General features: G+C 40.4%; 22 protein-coding genes. 20 read left to right on the plus strand and 2 right to left on the minus strand.

The features are described from left to right. Positions 1 to 34 precede the first annotated feature (34 nt). The 12 genes from purE to purD all read left to right on the plus strand — a co-directional run bounded on the left by purE (position 35) and on the right by purD (position 13334). Positions 35 to 523 carry a 5-(carboxyamino)imidazole ribonucleotide mutase gene (purE, locus tag CRO56_RS08030; RefSeq protein ID WP_097158096.1) on the plus strand — a complete coding sequence of 163 codons (489 nt, stop codon included), beginning with the start codon at positions 35 to 37 and terminating at the stop codon, positions 521 to 523. Further along, positions 510 to 1664: a 5-(carboxyamino)imidazole ribonucleotide synthase gene (gene purK, locus CRO56_RS08035; protein WP_179714211.1), complete on the plus strand. Its 1155-nt coding sequence runs from the start codon at positions 510 to 512 to the stop codon at positions 1662 to 1664. Before purE ends, purK begins: the two co-directional genes overlap by 14 nt. Positions 1665 to 1670: 6 nt before the next feature. Further along, on the plus strand, positions 1671 to 2963 hold the full coding sequence (gene purB / locus CRO56_RS08040; RefSeq protein ID WP_097158098.1) for an adenylosuccinate lyase: 1293 nt from the start codon (positions 1671 to 1673) through the stop codon (positions 2961 to 2963). Positions 2964 to 3281: 318 nt separating this feature from the next. Continuing rightward, on the plus strand, positions 3282 to 3992 hold the full coding sequence (purC, locus tag CRO56_RS08045; RefSeq protein ID WP_097158099.1) for a phosphoribosylaminoimidazolesuccinocarboxamide synthase: 711 nt from the start codon (positions 3282 to 3284) through the stop codon (positions 3990 to 3992). A 46-nt stretch (positions 3993 to 4038) separates the two neighbouring features. Beyond that, positions 4039 to 4293 (plus strand): phosphoribosylformylglycinamidine synthase subunit PurS, encoded by a 255-nt coding sequence (purS, locus tag CRO56_RS08050; RefSeq protein WP_097158100.1) that lies wholly within the window; start codon positions 4039 to 4041, stop codon positions 4291 to 4293. Further along, entirely contained in the window at positions 4290 to 4973 is a 684-nt protein-coding gene (gene purQ / locus CRO56_RS08055; RefSeq protein WP_097158101.1) for a phosphoribosylformylglycinamidine synthase subunit PurQ, read from the plus strand. The genes purS and purQ overlap by 4 nt, the downstream gene beginning before the upstream one ends. Next, on the plus strand, positions 4957 to 7173 hold the full coding sequence (gene purL, locus CRO56_RS08060; RefSeq protein ID WP_097158102.1) for a phosphoribosylformylglycinamidine synthase subunit PurL: 2217 nt from the start codon (positions 4957 to 4959) through the stop codon (positions 7171 to 7173). The genes purQ and purL overlap by 17 nt, the downstream gene beginning before the upstream one ends. Continuing rightward, positions 7158 to 8573 (plus strand): amidophosphoribosyltransferase, encoded by a 1416-nt coding sequence (gene purF, locus CRO56_RS08065; protein ID WP_097158103.1) that lies wholly within the window; start codon positions 7158 to 7160, stop codon positions 8571 to 8573. The genes purL and purF overlap by 16 nt, the downstream gene beginning before the upstream one ends. A gap of 320 nt (positions 8574 to 8893) precedes the next feature. Further along, entirely contained in the window at positions 8894 to 9922 is a 1029-nt protein-coding gene (purM, locus tag CRO56_RS08070; RefSeq protein ID WP_097158104.1) for a phosphoribosylformylglycinamidine cyclo-ligase, read from the plus strand. Positions 9923 to 9938: 16 nt separating this feature from the next. After that, entirely contained in the window at positions 9939 to 10505 is a 567-nt protein-coding gene (gene purN, locus CRO56_RS08075; RefSeq protein ID WP_097158105.1) for a phosphoribosylglycinamide formyltransferase, read from the plus strand. 13 nt (positions 10506 to 10518) lie between these two features. Next, positions 10519 to 12054: a bifunctional phosphoribosylaminoimidazolecarboxamide formyltransferase/IMP cyclohydrolase gene (gene purH / locus CRO56_RS08080; RefSeq protein ID WP_097158106.1), complete on the plus strand. Its 1536-nt coding sequence runs from the start codon at positions 10519 to 10521 to the stop codon at positions 12052 to 12054. Positions 12055 to 12074: 20 nt separating this feature from the next. Further along, positions 12075 to 13334, plus strand: coding sequence for a phosphoribosylamine--glycine ligase (gene purD / locus CRO56_RS08085; protein ID WP_097158107.1), 1260 nt, complete (start codon positions 12075 to 12077; stop codon positions 13332 to 13334). Here purD and CRO56_RS08090 read toward each other — a convergent pair. Next, positions 13331 to 14305, minus strand: a complete 975-nt coding sequence (locus tag CRO56_RS08090; RefSeq protein WP_097158108.1) for a nuclease-related domain-containing protein — start codon at positions 14303 to 14305, stop codon at positions 13331 to 13333. The two genes, purD and CRO56_RS08090, sit on opposite strands and share 4 nt — an antisense overlap. Before the next feature lie 320 nt (positions 14306 to 14625). Between CRO56_RS08090 and megL the strand changes: the two genes are divergently transcribed. The 6 genes from megL to map all read left to right on the plus strand — a co-directional run bounded on the left by megL (position 14626) and on the right by map (position 21278). Then, a complete protein-coding gene (gene megL, locus CRO56_RS08095; protein WP_097158109.1) occupies positions 14626 to 15819 on the plus strand; it encodes a methionine gamma-lyase in 1194 nt (397 codons plus the stop codon). Positions 15820 to 16202: 383 nt separating this feature from the next. Beyond that, entirely contained in the window at positions 16203 to 16469 is a 267-nt protein-coding gene (locus CRO56_RS08100; RefSeq protein WP_097158110.1) for a hypothetical protein, read from the plus strand. 36 nt (positions 16470 to 16505) lie between these two features. Then, positions 16506 to 16694, plus strand: coding sequence for a hypothetical protein (locus tag CRO56_RS08105; protein WP_097158111.1), 189 nt, complete (start codon positions 16506 to 16508; stop codon positions 16692 to 16694). A gap of 232 nt (positions 16695 to 16926) precedes the next feature. Continuing rightward, entirely contained in the window at positions 16927 to 18126 is a 1200-nt protein-coding gene (locus tag CRO56_RS08110; protein ID WP_097158112.1) for an MFS transporter, read from the plus strand. A gap of 762 nt (positions 18127 to 18888) precedes the next feature. After that, positions 18889 to 19872 (plus strand): tRNA dihydrouridine synthase, encoded by a 984-nt coding sequence (locus tag CRO56_RS08115; protein ID WP_097158396.1) that lies wholly within the window; start codon positions 18889 to 18891, stop codon positions 19870 to 19872. 665 nt (positions 19873 to 20537) lie between these two features. After that, positions 20538 to 21278, plus strand: coding sequence for a type I methionyl aminopeptidase (map, locus tag CRO56_RS08120; RefSeq protein ID WP_097158113.1), 741 nt, complete (start codon positions 20538 to 20540; stop codon positions 21276 to 21278). 329 nt (positions 21279 to 21607) lie between these two features. Here the strand turns inward: map and CRO56_RS08125 are convergent, their stop codons facing one another. Then, positions 21608 to 22141 carry a tetratricopeptide repeat protein gene (locus tag CRO56_RS08125; protein WP_097158114.1) on the minus strand — a complete coding sequence of 178 codons (534 nt, stop codon included), beginning with the start codon at positions 22139 to 22141 and terminating at the stop codon, positions 21608 to 21610. 402 nt (positions 22142 to 22543) lie between these two features. Between CRO56_RS08125 and CRO56_RS08130 the strand changes: the two genes are divergently transcribed. Together CRO56_RS08130 and CRO56_RS08135 are read left to right on the plus strand one after the other, a co-directional pair. Next, entirely contained in the window at positions 22544 to 23710 is a 1167-nt protein-coding gene (locus CRO56_RS08130) for an MFS transporter (protein WP_097158115.1), read from the plus strand. Positions 23711 to 23983: 273 nt separating this feature from the next. After that, a complete protein-coding gene (locus CRO56_RS08135) occupies positions 23984 to 24454 on the plus strand; it encodes a DinB family protein (RefSeq protein WP_097158116.1) in 471 nt (156 codons plus the stop codon). The last annotated feature ends 84 nt before the right edge of the window (positions 24455 to 24538 follow it).

A 24538-nucleotide genomic window follows, 5' to 3' on the forward strand; every position in this document is an offset into this window, starting at 1 on the left:
TTTTTTGAAAAATATCGATCTTTGGAGGGAGAATATGAATCCAGAAGTAGCTGTTATCATGGGGAGTAAGTCAGATTGGGAAACGATGAAGCATGCTTGCGAAGTATTGGATCAGCTCCATATTTCGTATGAAAAGAAAGTAGTATCTGCTCACCGGACCCCGGATCTAATGTTTGAATTTGCCGAAGGGGCACGTGATCGGGGCATTAAAGTGATAATCGCGGGAGCCGGCGGTGCTGCACATTTACCAGGTATGGTAGCTGCTAAGACAACCCTACCTGTTATCGGAGTACCGGTTCAGTCAAAAGCTCTAAACGGGCTGGACTCTTTACTTTCTATCGTTCAAATGCCTGGCGGAGTTCCGGTTGCAACTGTTGCGATTGGGAAAGCAGGCGCGACTAACGCAGGACTTTTAGCAGCTCAAATTATTGGTATAACAAATAGTACAGTAGCGCAAAAGCTTGAAAATATGAGAGAACTGACAAAACAGGCAGTTTTAGAAAGTAGTGATGAGCTTGTCTAAGCGGATGATTTTACCTGGTCAAACGATAGGAATCATTGGCGGCGGACAGTTGGGGAGAATGATGGCACTTGCTGCTAAAGCACAGGGGTTTCGGATTGCTGTTCTTGACCCGGTTGAGGATTCACCTTGCGGGCAAGTGGCTGACGAAAAAATCGTAGGTCCCTACAATGATATCGAAGCGATTCGAGAATTGGCTGCCGTAAGTGATGTGATTACCTATGAATTTGAAAATATCGATGCTGAAAGCTTGCAGTGGCTATATGAAAATGCGTTCGTTCCTCAAGGGACGGAAATTTTAAAAATTACGCAAAATCGGGTTAGCGAAAAAGCGGCACTTGTCAAAGCAGGAGTAGAGGTTGCACCTTATGCAGTGATCGAAACTGCGGCTGATTTAGAAGCAGCGCTTAAGAAAATCGGCTGCCCAGCTGTTTTAAAAACAGCAAGGGGCGGTTATGACGGCAAGGGACAATTTGTGATTCGCACCGAAAAGGAAATCCCGCAAGCAGCAGCGCTTTTATCACAAGGGGTTTGCGTGCTCGAACAATGGATTGATTTTGAAAAAGAGATTTCCGTGATTATGGCAAGAAATTTGGATGGTGAATTGGCTGTTTTTCCGGTCGCAGAAAACATTCATAGGGAAAATATTTTACATCAAACGATTGTACCGGCAAGAATCGGAGAAAAAGAGGAAGCATTGGCAATAGAAATGGCCCAAAAAATTGCGGTTTCCCTAGGCTTAGCCGGAACATTAGCTGTAGAAATGTTTTTAACAGAAGATGGCCGCATCTATATCAATGAACTTGCGCCAAGACCGCATAACACCGGGCATTATACGATTGAAGCCTGTGAGACATCGCAATTCGAACAGCATATCCGCGCAGTATGTAATTGGCCATTAGGAAAAGTCGAGCTATTAAAGCCCGCGGTTATGGTAAACATACTAGGAGAGCATCAGGAAGCTGTGATTCAAAAGTTTAAGTCCTATCCTAACTGGAAGCTTCATCTTTATGGAAAAGCTGAAGCGAAGGTGAAAAGGAAGATGGGGCATGTCACACTGTTAACAGACTCAATTGAGGATGCGCTTGCTGAATTTACAACAAGTCAAATCTGGGAAACTGCAAAGGAAAAGATCGGGGGATAACAAAAGATGATTGATCGCTATACTCGTCCAGAAATGGGCGCGATTTGGACAGAAGAAAATCGTTTTAAAGCTTGGCTGGAGGTAGAAATCTTAGCTTGTGAAGCCTGGGCTGAGCTAGGTGATATTCCGAAAGAGGATGTTCAAAAAATCAGGGAAAAGGCTTCCTTTGATATAAATCGAATCAAAGAAATCGAAGAAGAAACTCGACACGATGTTGTTGCGTTCACACGTGCCGTTTCTGAAACACTAGGAGAAGAAAGAAAGTGGGTTCACTACGGATTAACCTCTACAGATGTCGTTGATACTGCTCTTTCTTACCAAATTAAACAGGCGAATCAAATTATTTTAAAGGACTTGGAAAACTTCATCGAGATTTTGAAGAATAAGGCACAAGAGAACAAATATACAGTGATGATGGGAAGAACACATGGTGTCCATGCAGAGCCAACGACTTTCGGGCTTAAGCTTGCATTATGGTATGAAGAAATGAAGCGAAACCTGGAGCGCTTTAAGCAAGCTGCTAAAGGAATTGAGTACGGGAAAATTTCAGGAGCGGTTGGAACCTATGCCAACATTGATCCATTTGTCGAGCAATATGTTTGCGAAAAGCTTGGGATTAAGCCGGCTCCAATTTCAACACAAACTTTGCAGCGTGATCGGCACGCGAACTACATGTCAGTGATTGCGCTGATTGCGACCTCTATTGAAAAGTTTGCGGTTGAAATTCGCGGACTGCAAAAGAGTGAAACCCGTGAGGTTGAAGAATTTTTTGCAAAAGGTCAAAAAGGATCTTCAGCCATGCCGCATAAACGTAATCCAATTGGTTCTGAAAATATGACAGGTATGGCTCGTGTCATTCGCGGATACATGATGACCGCATACGAAAATGTGCCGCTCTGGCATGAACGTGATATCTCGCATTCTTCAGCAGAAAGAATTATTCTGCCAGACGCAACGATTGCCTTGAATTATATGCTCAATCGCTTTGGCAATATCGTAAAGAACTTAACCGTTTTCCCAGAAAATATGAAACGCAATATGGAACGCACACTTGGTTTAATCTACTCTCAGCGTGTGCTGCTTGCCTTGATTGACAAAGGTCTTCCCCGCGAAGAAGCCTATGATACCGTGCAGCCCCTTGCCATGGAAGCATGGGAAAAACAAGTCCCATTCAAAGGCTTGGTGCAAGCCAGTGAAGCGATCCAATCCAAGCTATCACAAACCGAAATCGATGACTGCTTCGACTACAGCTACCACCTCAAACACGTCGACACCATTTTTGATCGATTAGGGCTGTGAAACAGAGGGAAACAGAGGGACGGTTCTCGTGTTTCAAAACAATAGGCTGAGTTCGGTTAACCGTTTCTGAGTTCTGTTTACGAGTTTTAAGTTTGGTAACAGGGCTCCTAAGTTCGGTTAACCGGTCCTCAGTTCGGTAATTGGGTTCCTGAGTTCGGTTAACCGGATCCAAGTTCGTTAAACCAATTCCTGAGTTCGGTTAATAGCTCTTTGAGTTCGGTTATCTCCTCCTGAGTTCGGTTATCCGAACTCTAAGTACAGAAAAGAGACCACAAAGTTCGCTCTTTACAGCCAAATAACCACAAAGGAGGCTCTTTTATGGAAAAAAGAGCACTGTTATACGAAGGAAAAGCGAAAAAAGTATATAGCACAGATGAACCGACCATTGTTTGGATCGAATATAAAGATTCAGCCACCGCCTTCAACGGTGAAAAGAAATCAGAAATTGCCGGAAAGGGACGTCTGAATAACGAGATTACCAGTTTAATATTTTCAAAGCTTGAACAGGAAGGAATTCCATCACATTTCGTCAAACGGATTTCTGAAACTGAACAGCTTGTAAAAAAAGTGGATATTATTCCGCTTGAAACAGTTGTACGGAATGTAGCAGCAGGAAGTTTTTCAAAGCGGCTCGGAATACAGGAAGGAACACCATTATCTAAACCGCTCGTCGAATTTTATTTTAAAAATGATGAACTCGGTGATCCGCTCATTATTGATGATCATATTTACGAACTGCAACTCGCAACACCTGAAGAAGTCGCATTACTTAAGGAAAAAGCGCTTCAAGTCAACGATGTTCTCACTCAATGGTTTGCGGACTTAGGCGTACAGCTCATAGATTTTAAATTAGAGTTCGGCAAAGACACAAGCGGCACTGTCTTGCTTGCAGACGAAATATCTCCGGATACTTGCCGTCTTTGGGATATGGAAACAAAGGAAAAACTCGATAAGGATGTGTTCCGCCGGGATTTAGGCAGTTTAACCGATGCCTATGAAAATATTTTCGCTCGAATCGCAAGCAAGTAAAACAAGCTAACTAAAACATTCAAAAATTAGACTGGGGGCATACACCATGTACAAAGTGAAGGTTTTCGTGACATTAAGAGAAAGTGTATTAGATCCGCAAGGGACTGCAGTAAAGAATTCTTTACATTCACTCCAATATACAGATGTGGCTGAGGTCCGAATCGGTAAATTTATGGAGCTTACCATCGAAAAAACGGACCGCGACGTTGAAGAGGTTGTGAAAGAGATCTGTAATAAGGTGCTAGCGAATCCGGTCATTGAAGATTACCGCTATGAGATTGAGGAGTGTGTTGCTCAGTGAAATTTGCTGTAATTGTTTTTCCTGGCTCCAATTGCGATGTAGATATGTATCATGCGATCAAGGACGAATTAGGAGAAGACGTAGAATATGTATGGCACGATGCTGAGAGTCTAGATGGATTTGACGGAATTCTGCTTCCAGGCGGCTTCTCTTATGGTGACTATTTACGTTCTGGTGCGATTGCCCGCTTTAGCAAGGTTATGAAAGAGGTTATTAAGGCAGCAGATGCCGGGATACCAATCCTTGGGGTCTGCAATGGATTTCAAATTTTGCTTGAATCCGGTCTGCTTCCTGGTGCTATGCGCCGTAATGAAAGTCTTCAATTTATTTGTAAACCAGTGACACTACAGGTTAAGAATAATGAAACCATGTTCTCTTCTGCCTACCAGCAGGGAGAAGAAATTACAATTCCAATCGCTCATGGCGAAGGAAATTATTATTGTGATGAAGAGACGTTAAAACAACTCAAAGAAAATAAGCAAATTGTTTTTACCTATAAAAATAATCCGAATGGCAGCCTTGAAAACATTGCCGGGATTATCAATGAAAGAGGAAATGTACTCGGAATGATGCCCCATCCGGAAAGAGCGGTTGATTCTCTTCTAGGTGGAGCAGATGGTCTTAAGCTTTTCAAATCGATTGTACATCATTGGAGGGAAGCACATGTCATTAATGCTTGAACCAAGTCCAGAACAAATTAAAGCAGAAAAAATCTATCGCGATATGGGTCTGTCTGATGAAGAATTTCGGGTGGCAGAAAACATTCTTGGACGTACACCGAATTACACGGAAACTGGCTTATTTTCGGTTATGTGGTCTGAGCATTGCAGCTATAAAAACTCCAAGCCTGTTCTTAAAAAATTCCCTACCTCAGGAGAAAAAGTACTTCAAGGGCCAGGGGAAGGAGCTGGAATTGTTGATATTGGGGATGGCCAGGCGGTTGTATTTAAAATTGAAAGTCATAACCATCCTTCCGCGATCGAGCCGTATCAAGGAGCAGCTACCGGAGTTGGCGGAATTATCCGTGATGTATTTTCAATGGGGGCAAGACCAATCGCTCTGCTTAACTCGTTACGCTTTGGTGAGCTAGAGTCCGATCGGGTGAAATATCTATTCAAGGAAGTTGTAGCCGGTATTGCCGGATACGGGAACTGTATCGGAATCCCGACTGTAGGCGGAGAAATCCAATTTGAAGCATCTTACGAAGGAAATCCGCTTGTTAATGCGATGTGTGTCGGTTTAATCGACCATAAAGATATTAAAAAAGGGCAAGCTCATGGAGTAGGTAATACCGTGATGTATGTCGGAGCGAAAACTGGCCGGGACGGAATCCATGGCGCTACGTTTGCATCAGAAGAATTAACGGAGCAATCCGATGAAAAGCGGCCAGCTGTTCAAGTAGGAGATCCTTTTATGGAAAAACTTCTGCTCGAAGCTTGCTTAGAACTGATTCAATCAGATGCCCTTGTCGGAATTCAAGATATGGGTGCAGCAGGATTGACAAGCTCAAGTGCTGAGATGGCAAGTAAAGCTGGTTCTGGTATAGAAATGAATCTAGACCTTGTCCCACAGCGGGAAAAAGGTATGACTGCTTATGAAATGATGCTTTCAGAATCCCAGGAACGGATGCTAATTGTTGTGAAAAAGGGAAGAGAGCAAGAAATCGCGGATTTATTTTCGAAGTATGATTTAGAAGCAGTCGCGGTCGGTCATGTAACCGATGATAAGCGCTTGCGCCTAATCCACAAGGGTGAAGTTGTAGCCGATGTTCCAGTCGATGCATTAGCTGAGGATGCGCCAGTTTATCATAAGCCATCCCGTGAACCTGAGTATTTCCGCAAGTTCCAGGCAATGGATAACTCGATTCCACAGGTTGAAAACTACGGAGAAACGCTGCTGCAGCTATTAAAGCAGCCTACGATTGCAAGTAAAGAGTGGGTCTACAATCAATATGATTACATGGTTCGTACCAATACGGTTGTAGCCCCTGGTTCGGATGCAGCCGTTGTCAGAATTAGAGGTACACGAAAAGCACTGGCAATGACAACTGATTGTAACTCAAGATATCTCTATTTAGATCCTGAAACTGGCGGGAAAATTGCAGTGGCAGAGGCGGCACGAAATATCGTTGCTTCCGGTGGACAGCCCCTTGCTCTTACAGATTGTCTCAACTTTGGCAACCCTGAAAAGCCTGAAATCTTTTGGCAGCTTGAAAAAGCCGTTGATGGAATGAGTGAGGCTTGCCGGGTACTGCAAACCCCAGTTATTGGCGGAAACGTTTCATTATATAACGAAACAAACGGCACCGCAGTTTATCCGACTCCAGTCGTTGGAATGGTCGGTCTTATCGAAGATTTAGATCACATTACCACCCAAAACTTTAAGGCAGCTGGCGACCTTATTTATGTGCTTGGTGAAACAAAACCTGAATTTGGCGGCAGCGAACTGCAAAAGCTGCTTTCCGGAAAAATCTTCGGGAAAGCTCCTGAACTGAATTTAGAAGTGGAAGAAAAGAATCAGAAGCAAGTACTTGATGCGATTCGTTCAGGCCTAATTGAGTCTGCTCATGACTTGGCAGAAGGCGGTTTATCCGTCGCATTAGCTGAGAGCTTAATAGGTTCAAACGGTCTCGGGGCTCAAGTAACGATCCATGGTGATGTTGTTTCAAGCCTATTCAGTGAGTCTCAATCTCGTTTTCTATTAACGGTTAAAAAAGAAAACAAAGCAGCATTTGAAAATTTAGTAGAGGCTACTTTAATCGGGGAAGTCACTTCTACACCTACTCTTCAGATTCTTTCAGATGAAGGAGAAATCCTAAGCCAGGATGTAGAGGAATTAGAGCAAGCCTGGAAAGGAGCGATTCCATGCTTGCTGAGCTAAAAGGTCTTAATGAAGAGTGCGGTATTTTTGGAATTTGGGGACATCCAGACGCATCCCAGCTGACTTATTATGGGCTTCATAGTCTTCAGCACCGCGGCCAAGAAGGCACCGGGATGGTCGTTACAGATGGCGCGGAACTGACTGGAATGAAAGGTGAAGGCCTAGTTTCCGAAATTTTTACTGCCGATAAAATGGAGAAGCTTTCCGGAAAAGCAGCTGTCGGCCATGTTCGTTATGCAACGGCTGGCGGCAGCGGCTATGAAAATGTTCAGCCGCTATTATTCCGATCACAGACAGGAAGTCTTGCTCTTGCCCACAACGGAAATCTTGTTAATGCAACCAGCTTAAAAAGGGAATTAGAAGCAAAGGGAAGTATTTTTCAAACAACTTCAGACACCGAGGTATTAGCGCATTTAATTAAACGGAGCGGAACGCTTGCGCCATTGAAAGACAGGGTCAAACAAGCATTAGCCCAGCTTAAAGGAGCCTTTGCCTTTTTAATTATGACCGAAATGGAAATGATCATTGCGCTAGATCCAAATGGTCTTCGTCCGCTATCTATCGGCAGACTTGGAGATGCTATTGTCGTAGCTTCTGAGACTTGTGCTTTCGACGTGGTCGGCGCTGAATTTATCCGCGACGTGGAACCTGGTGAAATGCTGACTATTAGTGATGAAGGTATTTGTTCCGAACTGTATACGGTTTATACAAATCCAGCAATTTGTACGATGGAATACGTCTATTTCTCACGGCCGGACAGCAATGTGCAAGGAATTAACGTGCATACGGTCCGCAAAAATATGGGAAAAAGGCTGGCACAAGAAGTACCGATTGAAGCAGATGTTGTGACAGGCGTACCGGATTCCAGTATCTCCGCGGCAATTGGATATGCAGAAGCATCTGGGATTCCTTATGAAATGGGATTAATCAAAAATCGTTATGTGGGCCGAACCTTTATTCAGCCATCTCAAACTCTAAGAGAACAAGGGGTGAAAATGAAGCTTTCCCCTGTAAAAGGAGTGGTTGAGGGGAAACGAGTCATCATGGTCGATGATTCAATTGTTCGGGGAACCACTAGCCGCCGGATTGTAACGATGTTAAAAGAGGCAGGTGCAACAGAGGTTCACGTCGTCATCAGCTCACCGCCGATTAAAAATCCTTGCTTCTACGGGATTGACACCTCAACAAGAGAAGAACTGATCGCTTCAAGCCGTACGGTGGAAGAAATCCGCGAGATCATCGGAGCAGATAGCTTAACCTTTTTAAGCGTGGAAGGCATGCTAGAGGCAATCGGCAGAGAGCCGATTGAAAGCAAGTGCGGACAATGTCTTGCTTGTTTTACAGGAAATTATCCGACTGAAATTTACGAAGATACACTTCATCCTTATGAAAAAGTGTGAAACAGGGGGACGGTTCTTCTGTTTCAGAAACGATGACCTCTCAAGAAGATGTCGAATTTTTTGTGGACATTGGTTCCGTTATCTGTGGCAAAATCGAGGATTTCCTAAGGTAAGCGGACACTGGTTCCGTTATTCGAGTAAAAACCTGTAATTTTTGCATGATTTTCGGCAAATAACGGATCCCATGTCCGCAAGCATCCATAAAACAGAGGTTTATGAGGAAATAACGGATCGTATGTCCGTAACAAACATATAGATCACGACACGTTTCAGCGACTGTTAATGATATAAGAAAAGTACACCCCTTAGGAGGAGCAGGAATGGCGAATGCATATAAGCAAGCAGGTGTAAATATTGAGGCTGGCTATGAAGCTGTAACCCGAATGAAGAAGCATGTTCAAACAACCATGCGCCCAGGTGTACTTGGCGGACTCGGGGGTTTTGGAGGAATGTTTGATCTCTCCACCCTTGGATTAAAAGAACCTGTATTAGTGTCTGGCACGGATGGAGTCGGAACGAAGCTAATGCTGGCGTTTATGCTGGATCAGCATGACACGATTGGGATTGATGCAGTTGCAATGTGTGTCAACGATATCGTGGTTCAAGGAGCTGAACCGCTTTATTTTTTAGACTATATAGCTTGCGGCAAAGCGGAACCTGCTAAAATCGAAGCGATTGTGAAAGGTGTTGCTGACGGTTGTGTTCAGGCAGGCTGTGCTTTAGTAGGCGGTGAAACAGCGGAAATGCCGGGCATGTATAGTGAAGATGAATATGATATCGCTGGCTTTGCCGTCGGTGCTTGTGAAAAATCAGCACTTGTTACCGGTGAGAAAATTAAGGCGGGCGATGTTCTGATCGGCTTAGCTTCCAACGGGATTCATAGCAACGGGTACTCTTTGGTTCGAAAAATATTTTTAGAACAGGCGAAAATGCCTCTGGATCAATACGTCGAAGAGTTAGGCTGCACATTAGGGGAAGAACTGTTAAAGCCAACCCGAATCTATGTTAAATCTGTTTTGTCCAGTTTGAAAAAGTTCCCGATTAAGGGGATAGCTCATATTACAGGCGGAGGCTTTATCGAAAATATTCCGCGCATGTTCCCTGAAGGGTTAGGGGCAGTTCTTTACGAGAAAAACTGGAAAGTCCCTGCTGTTTTCACTTTAATGGAGTCACTTGGAAAACTCGAGCGCAAGGAAATGTACAACATTTTTAATATGGGAACAGGAATGGTACTCGCAGTTGACCCTGAGATGGCGGAGGACGTTATTCTCCATTTGCAAGAGGCCGGCGAGAAAGCCTACGCAATCGGTGAAGTTACAAATAAAGCTAGAATCGAAATCATCAGCTGATAAACGGAGGATTCTCATGAAAAAGCTAGCGATTTTTGCCTCCGGAAGCGGAAGTAATTTTCAGGCGATTGTCGATGCAGTAAAAGCGGGAAAGTTAGATGCAGAGGTTTCCTTATTAGTTTGTGATAAACCCGGGGCTTTTTGTATAGAGCGTGCTTCCACAGAGGAGATTCCTTCCTTTGTGTTTAATCCGAAGGAATATGCCAGTAAAGCAGATTATGAAACGGAATTATATGAAAAGCTGAAGGAATTAGAGATTGATATTATCGTGCTGGCGGGGTATATGAGATTAATAGGACCAGTTCTTTTAACACCCTATGAAGGAAAAATCGTCAACATTCACCCCTCTTTACTGCCGGCGTTTCCAGGAAAAGATGCGATTGGCCAAGCCTTAGCGGCCAAGGTTAAAGAAACCGGGGTTACCATTCATTTCGTAGACTCAGGAATGGATACAGGACCGATCGTTGTCCAACAGTCTGTTTCCATCTCCGAAACTGAAACAAGAGAAAGCTTACAGGCTAAAATCCAAAAAATTGAACACGAATTATATCCTTCCGTTTTACAAAAACTATTACATTCATAAGGGGGAAGTTGCGATGACAAAGAGAGCGTTAATCAGTGTTTCAGATAAAAACGGTGTCGTTGAATTTGCCAAGGGACTAGCCGAATTAGGATTTGAAATAATTTCAACCGGCGGAACTAAGAAGGCGCTTGAAGAGAGTGGTCTTCCTGTCGTTAGTGTCAGTGAAGTAACCGGATTCCCTGAAATTTTAGAAGGTCGTGTTAAGACCCTGAATCCTTATGTCCACGGAGGGCTGCTTGCTAAATTTTCAGATGAAAGTCATCAGGCGCAGTTAAAAGAACATAACATCCAGCCGATTCATGTAGTCTGTGTGAACCTATATCCTTTCGCACAAACGATTGCAAAGCCAGATGTTTCAGTTGAAGATGCGATTGAAAACATTGATATCGGCGGACCAGCGATGCTTCGTGCCTCCGCGAAGAATCATGAGTATGTGACGGTTGTCGTAGAACCGGCTGATTATGATGTGGTTTTAGCGGAATTAAAAACAGCAGGTGAGGTTGGAAAAGAAACACGCCGCCGTCTCGCTGCTAAAGTATTCCGTCATACAGCGGCTTATGATGCAATGATTGCCGAATATATGACCGATTTAGCGGGAGAAGAAACGCCAGAAAAGCTGACGGTTACTTATGAATTAAAACAATCCCTTCGCTACGGGGAAAACCCTCATCAAAAGGCAGCCTTTTACCGTAAGCCATTAGGATCTGCATTTTCCATTGCCAATGCAGCCCAATTGCATGGGAAAGAGCTTTCCTATAACAATATCAACGACGCCGATGCTGCTCTGCAAATTGTAAAAGAGTTCAAGGAACCTGCAGCTGTAGCGGTCAAACATATGAACCCGTGTGGCGTGGGGACGGGTGACTCTGTATTTACGGCTTTTACAAAAGCGTTTGAAGCAGACCCTGTGTCTATTTTTGGCGGTATTATTGCTTTTAACCGCGAAGTAGACAAAGCGACTGCTGAAAAGCTGCATGAAATCTTTTTAGAAATTGTGATTGCCCCATCTTTCTCACAAGTGGCACTTGATATTTTAACAGGTAAAAAGAATCTCCGTTTATTAACAGTTCCGTTCGATCAGGTCAATAAACCAGAACAAAAGTTAACCTCGATTGAGGGCGGCTTGCTCGTTCAAGACCAAGATCGTTTTACGTATGAAAATGCAGAAATTTCAGTTGCAACTAAGCGAGAACCAACAGATGAAGAGTGGAAGGCGCTTCAATTTGGCTGGAGAATCGTCAAGCATGTTAAATCAAATGCGATCGTTGTCAACAATAGTGAAATGACGCTAGGGGTTGGAGCCGGACAAATGAACCGTGTCGGTGCTGCAAAAATCGCGCTTGAACAGGCAGGAGAGCGTGCAGTTGGTGCGGTCTTAGCTTCCGATGCCTTCTTCCCAATGAATGACACAGTGGAAGCAGCAGCTAAAGCAGGAATTACAGCAATCATTCAGCCGGGCGGGTCTATCCGTGACGAAGATTCCATTAAAAAAGCTGATGAGTATGGCATTGCCATGGTGTTTACAGGAGTTCGACATTTTAAACATTAATCAAATTTGAGGTGGGAAAAATGAATGTACTCGTCATAGGCCGTGGCGGAAGAGAACATGCATTATGTAAAAAGCTTGCAGAAAGCTCAATGGTTAAGACCGTTTATGTCGCGCCCGGAAATGCAGGGATGACCGATGTAGCAGAGCTCGTTGGGATTGATGAGTACGGGCATGATGCCTTAGTGGAATTTGTGAAGAGTCATGAAGTTGGTCTGACCGTAATTGGCCCTGAGGTTCCTTTACTGGAAGGGTTAGCTGATCGCTTTATGGCGGAAGGGCTTGCAGTTTTTGGTCCTAGAGGCGAAGCAGCCCTCATTGAAGGCAGCAAGTCATTCGCAAAGGACTTAATGAAAAAATACGGTATTCCAACGGCGGAGTTTAAGGTCTTTACAGATTTTGCAGCTGCGAAGGATTATATCGTGGCAAAAGGTGCACCGATCGTCATTAAAGCTGACGGCTTAGCTGCTGGTAAAGGAGTAACTGTTGCACTTTCACTAGAAGAAGCGTTAGAGAGTCTGGAAGAAATGATGGTCGCCGGCAAATTCGGCGAGGCTTCTTCAAGAGTCGTAGTCGAGGAATTTTTAAGCGGGGAAGAATTCTCGTTAATGGCCTTTGTAAACGGAGAACAAGTTGCTCCGCTTGAAATTGCCCAAGACCATAAACGCGCCTTTGACGGCGATCAGGGACCCAACACCGGCGGCATGGGAGCTTATTCTCCGGTGCCTCATATTGGAGAAGAGGTAGTCGGTGTGGCGGTCGAAACGATTTTAAAGCCGACCGCTCGAGCATTGGTTGCGGAAGGCAGAGGCTTTTGCGGGGTATTATATGCAGGGCTGATCGCAACTGCGGACGGTCCGAAAGTCATCGAATTTAATGCCCGCTTCGGCGACCCGGAAACCCAAGTGATTTTACCGAGGATGAAGTCTGATTTAGCAGAGGTAATGCTGGCGGTTATTAATGGGGTGGTTCCGGAAATAGAATGGGACCCACAGGCTATGGTCGGGGTTGTGGTGGCTTCGCAAGGGTACCCAGACGCTTATGAAAAAGGTGCGGTATTGCGCGGATTGAGTCAGGTTGAAGCTGAAGTGTTCCATGCCGGTACTGCACAAAATGAAGCCGGCGATTTTGTGACAGATGGCGGGCGTGTACTGTTGGTGGGCGCTAAGGGTGAAACGATTAGCGAGGCTCAGTCCCGTGTCTACGGTGAACTTGAAAAGCTCGATTGTGATGGTGTGTTTTATCGGAAGGATATTGCTGGGAAAGCGGTTGGAAGAGTTTAAAAGGGAAGCACTCTGCGGATTAGTCTGCGGGGTGTTTTTTGTATTGGGGGGGGTCTCTGTTTATTTGGCTTTAGTCCCATATCGAGGAGGATTCTCCTGATTGTAAATCGAGAGGAAATACCGATAAGACTTTCACAATCTTTTGTGGTGATTGTATTAAACAGATTTAGGTAGTTTTCAATATATTTAATATGAATTTCATTTGAATAAAAATCACAGCTTGAGCATCTCCAATATTTATGAGTTCGTTGGAGGATAGCTTGGTTGCATTTTGAACAAGTAATTCCTCGCATCAGATCTTCTTTATTTAATTGATAATAGTTAAGGGCGTCAAATTCAAGTGGAGTATTTTCTTTTAATAGAAGGGAAGATATTTTCTTGAGTAAATAAGGAGTTATATAAGGGTTTGTTTCATTTTTTAGAAGTGATTCTACTTTGTCGGGAATGTGTTCAGCGTGTTGCACATATTGAAAAATGGAACGGGGGCCTTTTACAATTGTTCGTGGTGACCCAATTGAAACCATGTAATAACAAGGGATTTCTTTATTGAAATTCGCAGAAATCCAGCGTTTAAATTGTTTCATTTGTCTTTTAGCTTGTAGAATGGGGTTAGGAAATCCATCATCTTGTTGATTAAAAGTACGGATAACTTGGTTTGAGTCAGGTTCGAAGTATAGAGAACCAAAGATATTCTTAGATTCTATTATTAGGGTAAAATAGGGGCAGAGTATCAAGGTATCGATTTGAAAAAATGTATCATTAATTGGTATTCGAAGATCTGGTATAATTGTAAAAGTATCTGGCAGAAAGGTTAAATGATAATCCAGTTCTTTTTCTCCGCGATATCCCGCCCACCCTTTTTGCGAATTTCTTAAAATTTCCGGACGTTTTTTATGAAATTCTGGAAGTAATGCTAGCAGTGCATCTTCTTTTATTAATTTGATTGATTTTTCCCTGATTTTTATAAACATTTAGTACCTCCTTTAAGAAATTTTCTTCTAATATTTCTCTATCCAATGTAATTAGTCCTCCTAACGTGCAATAATTACTGATAACGTGCAAAAAGTTAAAATAACGTGCAAAAATCCTGAATAACGTGCGAAAAGTTAAAATAACGTGCAAAACTACAAAATTTGATCTCAAACACTGTTCCTAATGAACAAAACCCAGCCATAAACTGCAAATACAAATCCAATCATCACCCAAAAACAATTTTGAAAACGCTTTCATTTATCGAACATTTATCATATCATAGAAAAAGAGAGTGATATTTTCATATGGAGGGTGTTGTATGGAAAAGCAAAAGCGGTTTGAAACACAGGCGATACACAGTGGATATGATTCTTTGAAGTTTCAGGGGAGCCTGGTGCCGCCTCTTTATCAGACATCAACATTTACTTTTCCGACGGCAGAAGAAGGGGAGCTTCGATTTGCAGGGGAAAGTGACGGATATATTTATTCCCGGTTAGGGAATCCGACAGTAAGAGTGTTAGAGGAGAAAATCGCTGTACTTGAGCAGGCGGAAGCGGCACTTGCCTTTGGTTCAGGGATGGCGGCAGTTTCCGCGACGCTTTTTTATTTAACGAGATCGGGGGACCACATTTTATGTTCGGAAGGCATATATGGATGTACATTTGGCCTGCTTCAGCTTTTAAAAGAAAAACACCACATTTCACATGATCTTATCGTGTTTGATAACGAAGATACAATCAGAAAATCAATCCGCGATAATACGGCCTGTATTTACATTGAAACACCGATTAATCCAACAATGAAGCTGGTTGACCTCGAAATGGTGGTCAAAGTTGCAAAAGAGAAAAAGATACCGGTGATCGTGGATAATACGTTCTGTTCTCCCTATCTTCAGCAGCCAATCAAACTTGGGTGTGACTATGTCATACATAGTGCCACCAAATATATCAGCGGTCACGGCGATGTAATTGCGGGTGTTGTTGCTGGTAAAAAGGAAAACCTGGAGGAAATCTCTAAAACGACTTTAAAAGATATAGGCGGGGTAATCAGCCCGATGGATGCCTGGCTGTTGATTCGCGGACTCAAAACATTAGCTGTCCGCTTAGACCGCCACTGTGAAAATGCAGAAAAAATTGCGCCGCTGCTTAAAGCACATCCTCAAGTCACACAGGTCTACTTTCCTGGAGATGAAGAATTCCCGCAGTACGAACTGGCAAAAAGGCAGATGAAAAAACCTGGCGGTATGATTAGTTTTGAATTAAAAGGAACAAAAGAAGACGCACAAGCATTTCTCGACCGCTGCCGACTCATTAAAATTGCAGTCAGTCTCGGGGATGCGGAAACTTTAATTCAGCATCCTGCAACGATGACACATGCCGTTGTTCCGCAAAAAGATCGGGAGAGAATGGGCATCACGGACACGCTTCTCCGTCTTTCAGTTGGTTTAGAAGCATGGGAAGATATTTGGGATGATTTAAAACATGCGCTTGATCAAAATATAAAGTTTACTTAAAAAGACGAATGTATGTATATAAGTAGCTCGGTTTTTGTAGAGAAACTCTAAATTAAAGACCAAATCGAATATGATTTGGTCTTTTAAAATCCCTTGTTATTGCAATTTTTTATATTTTAACATTAGAAATTGAAAGTAATTAACACGCCGAATTATATGTGAAATAACTATTGTTATCGTGCAAAATAGGGTGTTAATTCCATTGTTTGAGTACTAAGTAATTTTAAAGTTGATTTTAAAAAAGCAGAAAGGTAATTGTCATTATCTGTTAAAATTAATATAAAGATTGTGAAAAATTGTACTCTAACTAATGTGGCAGTTTAGCACAATAAAGGGTGACCTAACTCTTTTCTTAGTAAAAAATTCACAAAGGGAGGGGAATTATGCAATATTTTGTCTTTGTTTTAATTATTGGGGTAATTGCTTATAGCCTTATCAAAATGTTTAAGAGAAAAAATAACAAACTTCCTAGTAACCAATATACTCCTCTTGATGATATCGATAATGGAGTGACAAAAGATTATTCAAATGAGCCTTTGAAAGTTGAAACCAGATATGAAGAACGTTATGAGGAAGTCGATAAATCTTTATTTTTAACTAACGGGGCAGGTTTGTTTAAGAATAATCCACATAAATATCAACACAGTTGAAATGTTTCTGTTAAAATTTAATAAAGAGGTGATTGTATGAAAGAGGATGATAAGCCATTTAATGATGCAATTGACCACTTAAACAAAATAGAAGGTAATCCGGCGAATTTTGCCAAAGCTGATTTTACAAAGTTACCCAAGCCTTTAAAATATTTTGGATATTTTATCATTGTTTTCTTTTCAGTATCCATTCTGTTAATTATTATTGCAAATTTATTAAACTGACCTAAATACATCAGCTTTTAAACTAGCTACCGTCTTTGGTAGCCTTTTTATTAAGCTAACGACGCAGAATAATTGAGGAAGAGTATTGCAAACCTTCAGTAAAAATAGGTTAGATACACTTATATTTACAAAGGTATTGAGCTTTATTTTATTTCTATAAGCTCGTTAAACATAATCGCATTCAATTTTTAATAAATTATAATATCCAGTTTTATTTCAAAAGGTGAATATTATGATTCAAGGTTCTTGGAGAGCGTTAGTATGGATTGGAATAGCAGAACTATTCGCATTAAGCTTGTGGTTTAGTGCTTCAGTGATTGCCCCTGAACTAAATGTAATTTGGAACCTTAGCCCCAATTCCGAATCATGGTTGTCTTCTTCTGTTCCACTTGGCTTTGTAATAGGGGCATTATTTAGTTCGTATTTTGGGATTGCAGACCGTTATAATCCAAGAAAAGTTTTTGCAATTTCGGCGTTTCTAGGAGCAATAGTAAATGGATTATTAATTCTAGTAGATCATGCTTTTTTCGGTATTATGCTAAGGATATTTACTGGAATCACTCTCGCTGGGGTATATCCAATAGCTGTTAAAATTTTATCACAATGGTTTCCAAAAAAGCGTGGACTAGCAATAGGTATCTTAATAGCAGCGTTAACGCTAGGGTCATCTTTACCACATTTTATTGTGATGTTTTTTTCTTCATTTAGTTGGCAGTCAGTGATTATTTGCAGTTCGGTATTAGCAATATTCGCCACAATCATTGTCAGATGGATTTTAGAAGATGCTCCAGAAACATCGAAAAAAATACCTTTCTCTTTTAAATTAATAAAAAAAGTCGTAACGAATAAACCTGTAATGCTTGCAAACTACGGTTATTTCGGGCATATGTGGGAACTGTATGCGATGTGGACATGGCTCCCTACTTTTTTGACCGTTAGTTTCACAATCTATGCACCCCAAATTTCTCAATGGTTCATTGCATTATCCTCGTTTATTTCAATCGGATTTGCAGGGGGGATTGGTTGTGTATTAGGTGGACTAATCTCGGATAAAATCGGAAGATCCAATTTAACGATTATTTCTATGTTGATTAGTGCTTTATGCTGTATATTAATTGGTTTTACATTTGGTCAATTTATTTGGTTAACATTAATACTTTCTATCATTTGGGGGATGTCTGTTATAGCAGATTCTGCCCAGTTTTCTGCCGCAGTTTCAGAAGTAGCAGAAGTTGAATATGTTGGAACAGCCTTAACTTTTCAAATGTGTATCGGTTTCCTCATTACGATATTCTCTATAAATCTCATCCCCGTTATTCAGAGGTTTATTGGTTGGGAATGGGTGTTTACCTTACTATCGATTGGACCCATTCTTGGGATTGTATCGATGGTCAAATATAAACGCTATGAATTTAAAAATGAGGAATTGTAATCAAGTATGATAACATTTAAAAAGAGTGTATATTTCAATTGAGGAAATTTTATTATGAAAAATAAGGTCAATCTATCTAAGTGTTATGGAAATAATGGTATCTTACATAGACATACTATCAACACTTTAAAAAGAAGTTGTCTTTTTGTAATAGGAAAGATTTCAGAACAACACATTTAAGGGACTGGGTTATGTTAAGGTATAAAAGAGATTGTGAAGTTTGCTACTTTAACTATAGGATGCTTTAATAAAGAAGCATCAATCCTAAAAAAATAGATTAAATATAATAGTTTATTCATAAATAATACCCACCAACATCTCATGTGTTGCCTCATACACTTGGCACATGTTGAATCAGTGACGAATTTGGAATTGAAGAGGTCTAACTAAAAATACTCTTGCTAGTTAAAATAAACATTTGCCAGTCCGACCCTGATTTCGCAAATAATACTTTTGCGATTTCGGGGTCTTTTTCCTGTTGAACCCTTGTCAATTCAGTGTTCTTCCAATTTTCTTTTAAGTATCTTTTAGCAAAACTTTATTTTAACTCGAACAGAGGAATACTGGTTGATGGAGTGGATTTTAGCAGGAGATTATTTTGGTTGTATAGGGATTGTGAAGTTAAAATAAACATTTCCGATCAGTTTGATAAAAAGTGCTTAAGCATGGTATAAGTGTAAAAGAAGCAGGGACATTTTGCTTTTTAATTTTGGGATAAGGGACTGGCCTGGTGTCCCATAATGAGAGGAATTGAATATGAATATGATAGATAATTTTTGGCGTGATTTACCACGACCTTTTTTTATACTGGCACCAATGGAAGATGTAACGGATGTTGTTTTTCGCCATGTAGTGAGTGAAGCAGCCAGACCTGATGTGTTTTTTACAGAGTTTACAAACAGTGAGAGTTATTGTCACCCAGAGGGAAACCAAAGTGTGCGCGGGCGTTTGACTTTTACAGAGGATGAACAACCAATTGTAGCCCATATATGGGGGGATAAGCCTGAATACTTTCGGAAAATGAGTATTGGTATGGCGAAACTTGGGTTTAGGGGTGTGGATATCAATATGGGCTGTCCTGTACCTAATGTGGCACAGCATGGGAAGGGAAGTGGCCTTATCCGTCGTCCAGAAGTTGCAGCAGATTTAATACAAGCAGCAAAAGCAGGAGGATTGCCCGTAAGTGTAAAGACAAGGCTTGGTTATAAGGATGTAGACGAATGGCACGAATGGCTGACACACATATTGAAACAAGATATTGTTAATCTTTCCATTCACCTGCGGACAAGAGAGGAAATGAGCAAAGTAGATGCTCATTGGGAGCTGATCCCGGAGATTAAGAAACTTCGTGACCAGGTGGCCCCAGATACACTTTTGACGATCAATGGGGATATTCCTGACCGTCAAACTGGCTTGAAGCTCGCCCGCCAATATGGTGTTGATGGAGTTATGATTGGGCGTGGTATATTCAATAATCCATTTGCCTTTGAAAAAGAGCCGAAAGAGCATAGCAGCAAGGAATTGCTTGATCTCTTAAGATTGCATCTGGATCTCCATGATAAATATTCAGAATTAGAGCTACGTCCGTTTAAGGCTCTTCATCGCTTTTTTAAGATATATGTCAAAGGATTTCGAGGGGCAAGTGAATTAAGAAATCAACTAATGAGCACAGAGTCAACAGATGAAGTGCGTGAATTGCTTGATAACTTTGGATCAAAGAATCTTGCTGGAATGGGGGAACAGTAGAAGTGTCCCAATTTCAAGGTAAAAGCGAAGTAGGCCGTTAAACTGGTGTGCCCCTAAAAAGTTAGAGTTTATACTAAGCAGTTAATTGGCTGGTGTGAAGGCGGTATTGAACCGACTCATTCCCGCCAATTTTTGTTTTATACGTTTGTTATTATAGTAATCGATATTTGGTTATGTATTTGCAAATTAAAAGTACACAAATGGGGAAGATCATTATTTTTTTCTTTAATATTAAACCTATAAGTTTCTTATCAACCAGAATTAAGTAAAGTACAGAAATACAAATTGAAAAAGGTAAACCCCTAACATACCTGAAATGTATTTTGATGGTTAAGTTATATGGTCTTGCTATAGAAGTTTCTCGTTGAACTAAAGGGTTCGATTATTCTATAAGAATAGTCGCTTTTTTCTTATTGTGCTAACGGAGCAGGATAGTAGAAGAGTGTTGTTTTGTATAGAGTTGTGGAAAAGCTGCTTCTTCAACAGCAAAGGTTAATTGATTAAGGTTACAGTTGATTTTACTCAAAATCATAAAGATTATAGATTTACTTTTCAGGATGTTTCATCTCTTCACGCAACGTACAAATAATTTACATTGCTTGAGTTTTTCGAGAAAATAACACTTATATAGTTAATTGATGATAAAAGATAGTGAGGTAGGAAAAATGATTGCAAAAACAGAAGAAGACTTTAATGGTTTGAAGGAAATTGGCAAAATTGTTGCCTCTATTAGAGATGAATTGGTACAAAGAACAATTCCTGGCATAACCACTAAAGAACTTGATGATATAGCCAGAGAGCTTTTTGAGAAAGAAGGCGCAGTTTCAGCTCCAAAAAGTGAATATAATTTTCCTGGCTATACTTGTATTAGTGTAAATGAAGAAGTGGCACATGGTATTCCGGGTCATCGGGTTATTCATGAAGGGGATCTAGTAAATGTAGATGTTTCTGGCTCAAAGAACGGTTATTTCGCAGATACAGGAATCTCGTTTGTAGTAGGCGAAGGAGAAGAAGTGTTAACGAAAATATGCGACGTTGCAAAAGAAGCATTTGAAGCAGGTCTTAAAAAAGCAAAACCTGGTTCCAAAAAAAGTGGAATCGGAAAAGTAGTATTCCAAACAGCAAAACAGTATGAATTAACTGTTATCAAAAACCTTACAGGACATGGTATTGGACGTACAATACACGAAGCACCTGACCATATTTATAATTATAAGGATACATCGGATGATGAATTATTAAAGGAAGGGATGGTTATCGCATTCGAACCATTTATCTCAACCTTTGAAGAAGAAGTATTCCAAAAAGAAGACGGCTGGACCTATGCTACAGAAAAAAGCTATGTAGCTCAATTGGAACATACGATTATCCTTACTAAAAATGGTCCGATTATTGTCACACTTTAATGAGTTGAAGAGGATTTTTTAAGGTCATTTCTCCAACTTGGAAATCGGCTTTTTTTGATTTCGCTTAACAAATAGTGGCATAACTTTAAAGAGGATACGGAATCGATTTCAAGAATGAGGGGCCACTATGGAAAACAAGAACAAAATTAAAAATGAAGAATTAGACGTTAAATGACCATAAAATTGTTCCAGAAAGGGCCCGATAGTTGAATAAACTTCGCATATGTTCTTCAGCTAAAGGATAGCTATTGTTAAAAAAAGATGTAACGCAATGGAGCTCTTATAGGTTTCCACTGCGTATCATTTGAATTTTACTTCTTATTTAATTTCTACTTTATTGAATCCCAAGTTTCATCAAGATGCTGGGCATAATAAGAAATGCCACGCTTGAAGTATTGAAGTGTTTCATCATTTGTAGTTTCCATTAAATTCATTAAAACAATTTCCATAGCCTTTTTATATTCCCCTGTATTATACAGAGCCATAGAATAAAAGACTTGTAGACCTCGATGTTCAGGAAATTCTGTCACACCACGGTGAAGGGTCTCAACTGCTTCTTTATAGTGTCCCAAAAGCCGGTAAGTGCTGCCAAGGCCAAGTAAACACCTTTGTAGATCTGGACCGGATAGACCCTGCTCAATCGCTTTAACATAATAAGGAATTGCTTCGTTACATAAACCGGAATTATCATAGGCAATTCCAATTTGATAATTAATTTCTGCGTTTTCTGGATCATTTTCAGACATATTTAGAAGAAGGTTAAGTGCTTCTTTTATAATTGTCATATCTTGTTTTGCACGCCCATCTTCACGTAATGCAATAGCTTTGTCTAGAAGTTCATGTGAATTTTTATTTATATTCATTTTTCTTTCCCCTCATTTATCTTATTTTTAAATATAATTTTCGAGAGTATCAATTATGAGAAGAAACACTATAAAAATAAAATTATGGATATGATCCTCCTTAGAATCTGAGCGATAAACCAAGCTCTTTTGTATTCTAATTTATATATGGTGAACGGTCAATGAATATTCAGAACCTTTAAATTTATAGTTTTTCTTTACTCCGTAAAAGAGGGAATTTCCTGAATATTCTGATCATAAATTATCAGAACGATCTTCCATTATCGGGTGCTAGAGTTTAAGAACAACGAGCTAATTGTAGTTCTTTTTTCTTATTGCACTAAGGGGCAGTTTACTTGAACAAGAGGTCCTTTTTATAGCTCTAAAAAATATACAAGTAATAATTATAAATGGGGGGATGTAATGGAGTTGAGTGGAAGAGTAAATTTAAGTGTTGGTTGGATAACTTTGTTTCTAATGGGTATTGATTTATTTGTAGTATCTCCGTTACTACCGTTCATTTCGGAAGCCTATAATGTTAATTCAGCGATGACTGGATGGATGGTAACTGTTTTTGCGGTCACATATGCTTTTTTCGCTCCTTTCTTTGGGTGGCTTTCAGATAAAAATGGACGGAGAGCATTTATTACATTTGGCTTATTGTTGTTCGTTATTTCTAACTTATTAACTGCTTTTGCTCCTTCATTTTTTTTGTTAATTGTTAGTCGTATTTTAGCTGGTTTATCCGTTGCTTCAATTACTCCTTTGATATACGCAATCATTGGAGATACTGCGCCACCAAATCGGAGAGGGACATGGCTTTCGATTGTTGTTTCAGGGCACTTAACAGCTCTTTGGGCAGGAGCTCCATTCGGTACGTTACTAGAGCATTTTCTTGGTTGGCGTTCAGTATTTGTTGTAATGGCTATTATAGGAGCTATATTGGCGGTAGTAAATTTCAAAACATGGAAATATGTTCCTAAAAGCGATTTAACAAGGAATCTATTAGAAGGAAATCTGCTAAGAATACTTGGTTCGGTAAGTGTTACAACCATTTGGGCGATTTCAATGTATGCTCTTTATGTTTACTCAGGTGCGGCTCTTTATTCTGAAAATAGATTCTCATCATCAGAAATCGCATTAGCTATTACTTTTTATGGTATCGGTGCTGTTTTAGGAAGTCTTATAAGTGGACAATTAACAGATAGATTTGGAGAAAGGAAGATTTCGAAAGTTACGCTCATTTTCTTGACTCTAATATTCGTTTGTTTAGGTATATTCTTCTCATCTGGTGATTGGATTTATTTCTTCTTGTTCATATGGGCTTTGGTTGGGTATGCAGGATTTACATCATACCAAGCAAGATTAGCGGTCGAATATTCAAACGAACGAGGAATTGTTATGGCGTGGAATAATACGGCTTTGTATATTGGTATTACTATTGGTTCAATGATTGGTGGTTTTGTCATCTCTAATTGGGGATACCCTTTCCTTCCGTATGTTTGTAGCATTGCAGCAATCATTAGTTTTATCCTTAGTACCCAAAAAGTCCAAGAAACAAAAAAAGAATCATCTTTTTTAGATACATGACCTCAGAATGAAGTCTTTTTGTTGAACTAACGGGTAGCTTTAGTGAAATTCGGGAGTTGTTTAAAACAACTCCTTTTTCTTATGGAACAAACGTAATGCAGATTAGCTAAAGATTACGGTCTGATTATCTTTCAACAATCGGGCTAATATTGATGTAGAATAGATCAGGATAGTAAAAAAGCAGGATGTTTTGTAAAAAAGTAGAATCTTTTACAGAGGTATTTTATTTATTGAGATTTTTTAAACCATGACAGTACAAAGGAGGAGATCACTTTGAAACGAGTTGACTTGCTTTTAAAAGTTTTAGATTCAACATTCGATAAAGAGAGTTGGTATGCACCGTTTAAAGATGCTATAAAAGGACTTACAGCCGAACAGGCTATCTGGAAACCATCTGGAGAAGCAACTAAAACCATTTGGGAGAACGTTAATCATCTTATTTATTACAAAGAAAGACTTACTGCAAACTTGGAAGGACGTGAATGGACACATAATCTCGACGGTGATGAAACCTTTTATCTTACCAATCAATCTAATGATGATAAGGAATGGAAGAAAGTCGTTGAACGTTCCGAAAACGCTCAACAGAATTTAAGACAGGTATTGAGTGCAATTTCCGAGCAAGATCTTAACCAAAATTCACTTGAGGGGAAATTACTGGATATCATGCTTCATGATGCTTATCATACGGGCCAAATTATTCAATTAAGAAAAATGCAGGGGTCGTGGCCATCAAATCGTTGATACACAATAGCTGATTTTTCAATTCTTAATTTGTATAAAAGTTTGTGAAGAAATGTACTTAAGCTCCCTCAGTTAGATACGATT

It is taken from the genome of Bacillus oleivorans (assembly GCF_900207585.1).
Classification (GTDB): domain Bacteria; phylum Bacillota; class Bacilli; order Bacillales; family JC228; genus Bacillus_BF; species Bacillus_BF oleivorans.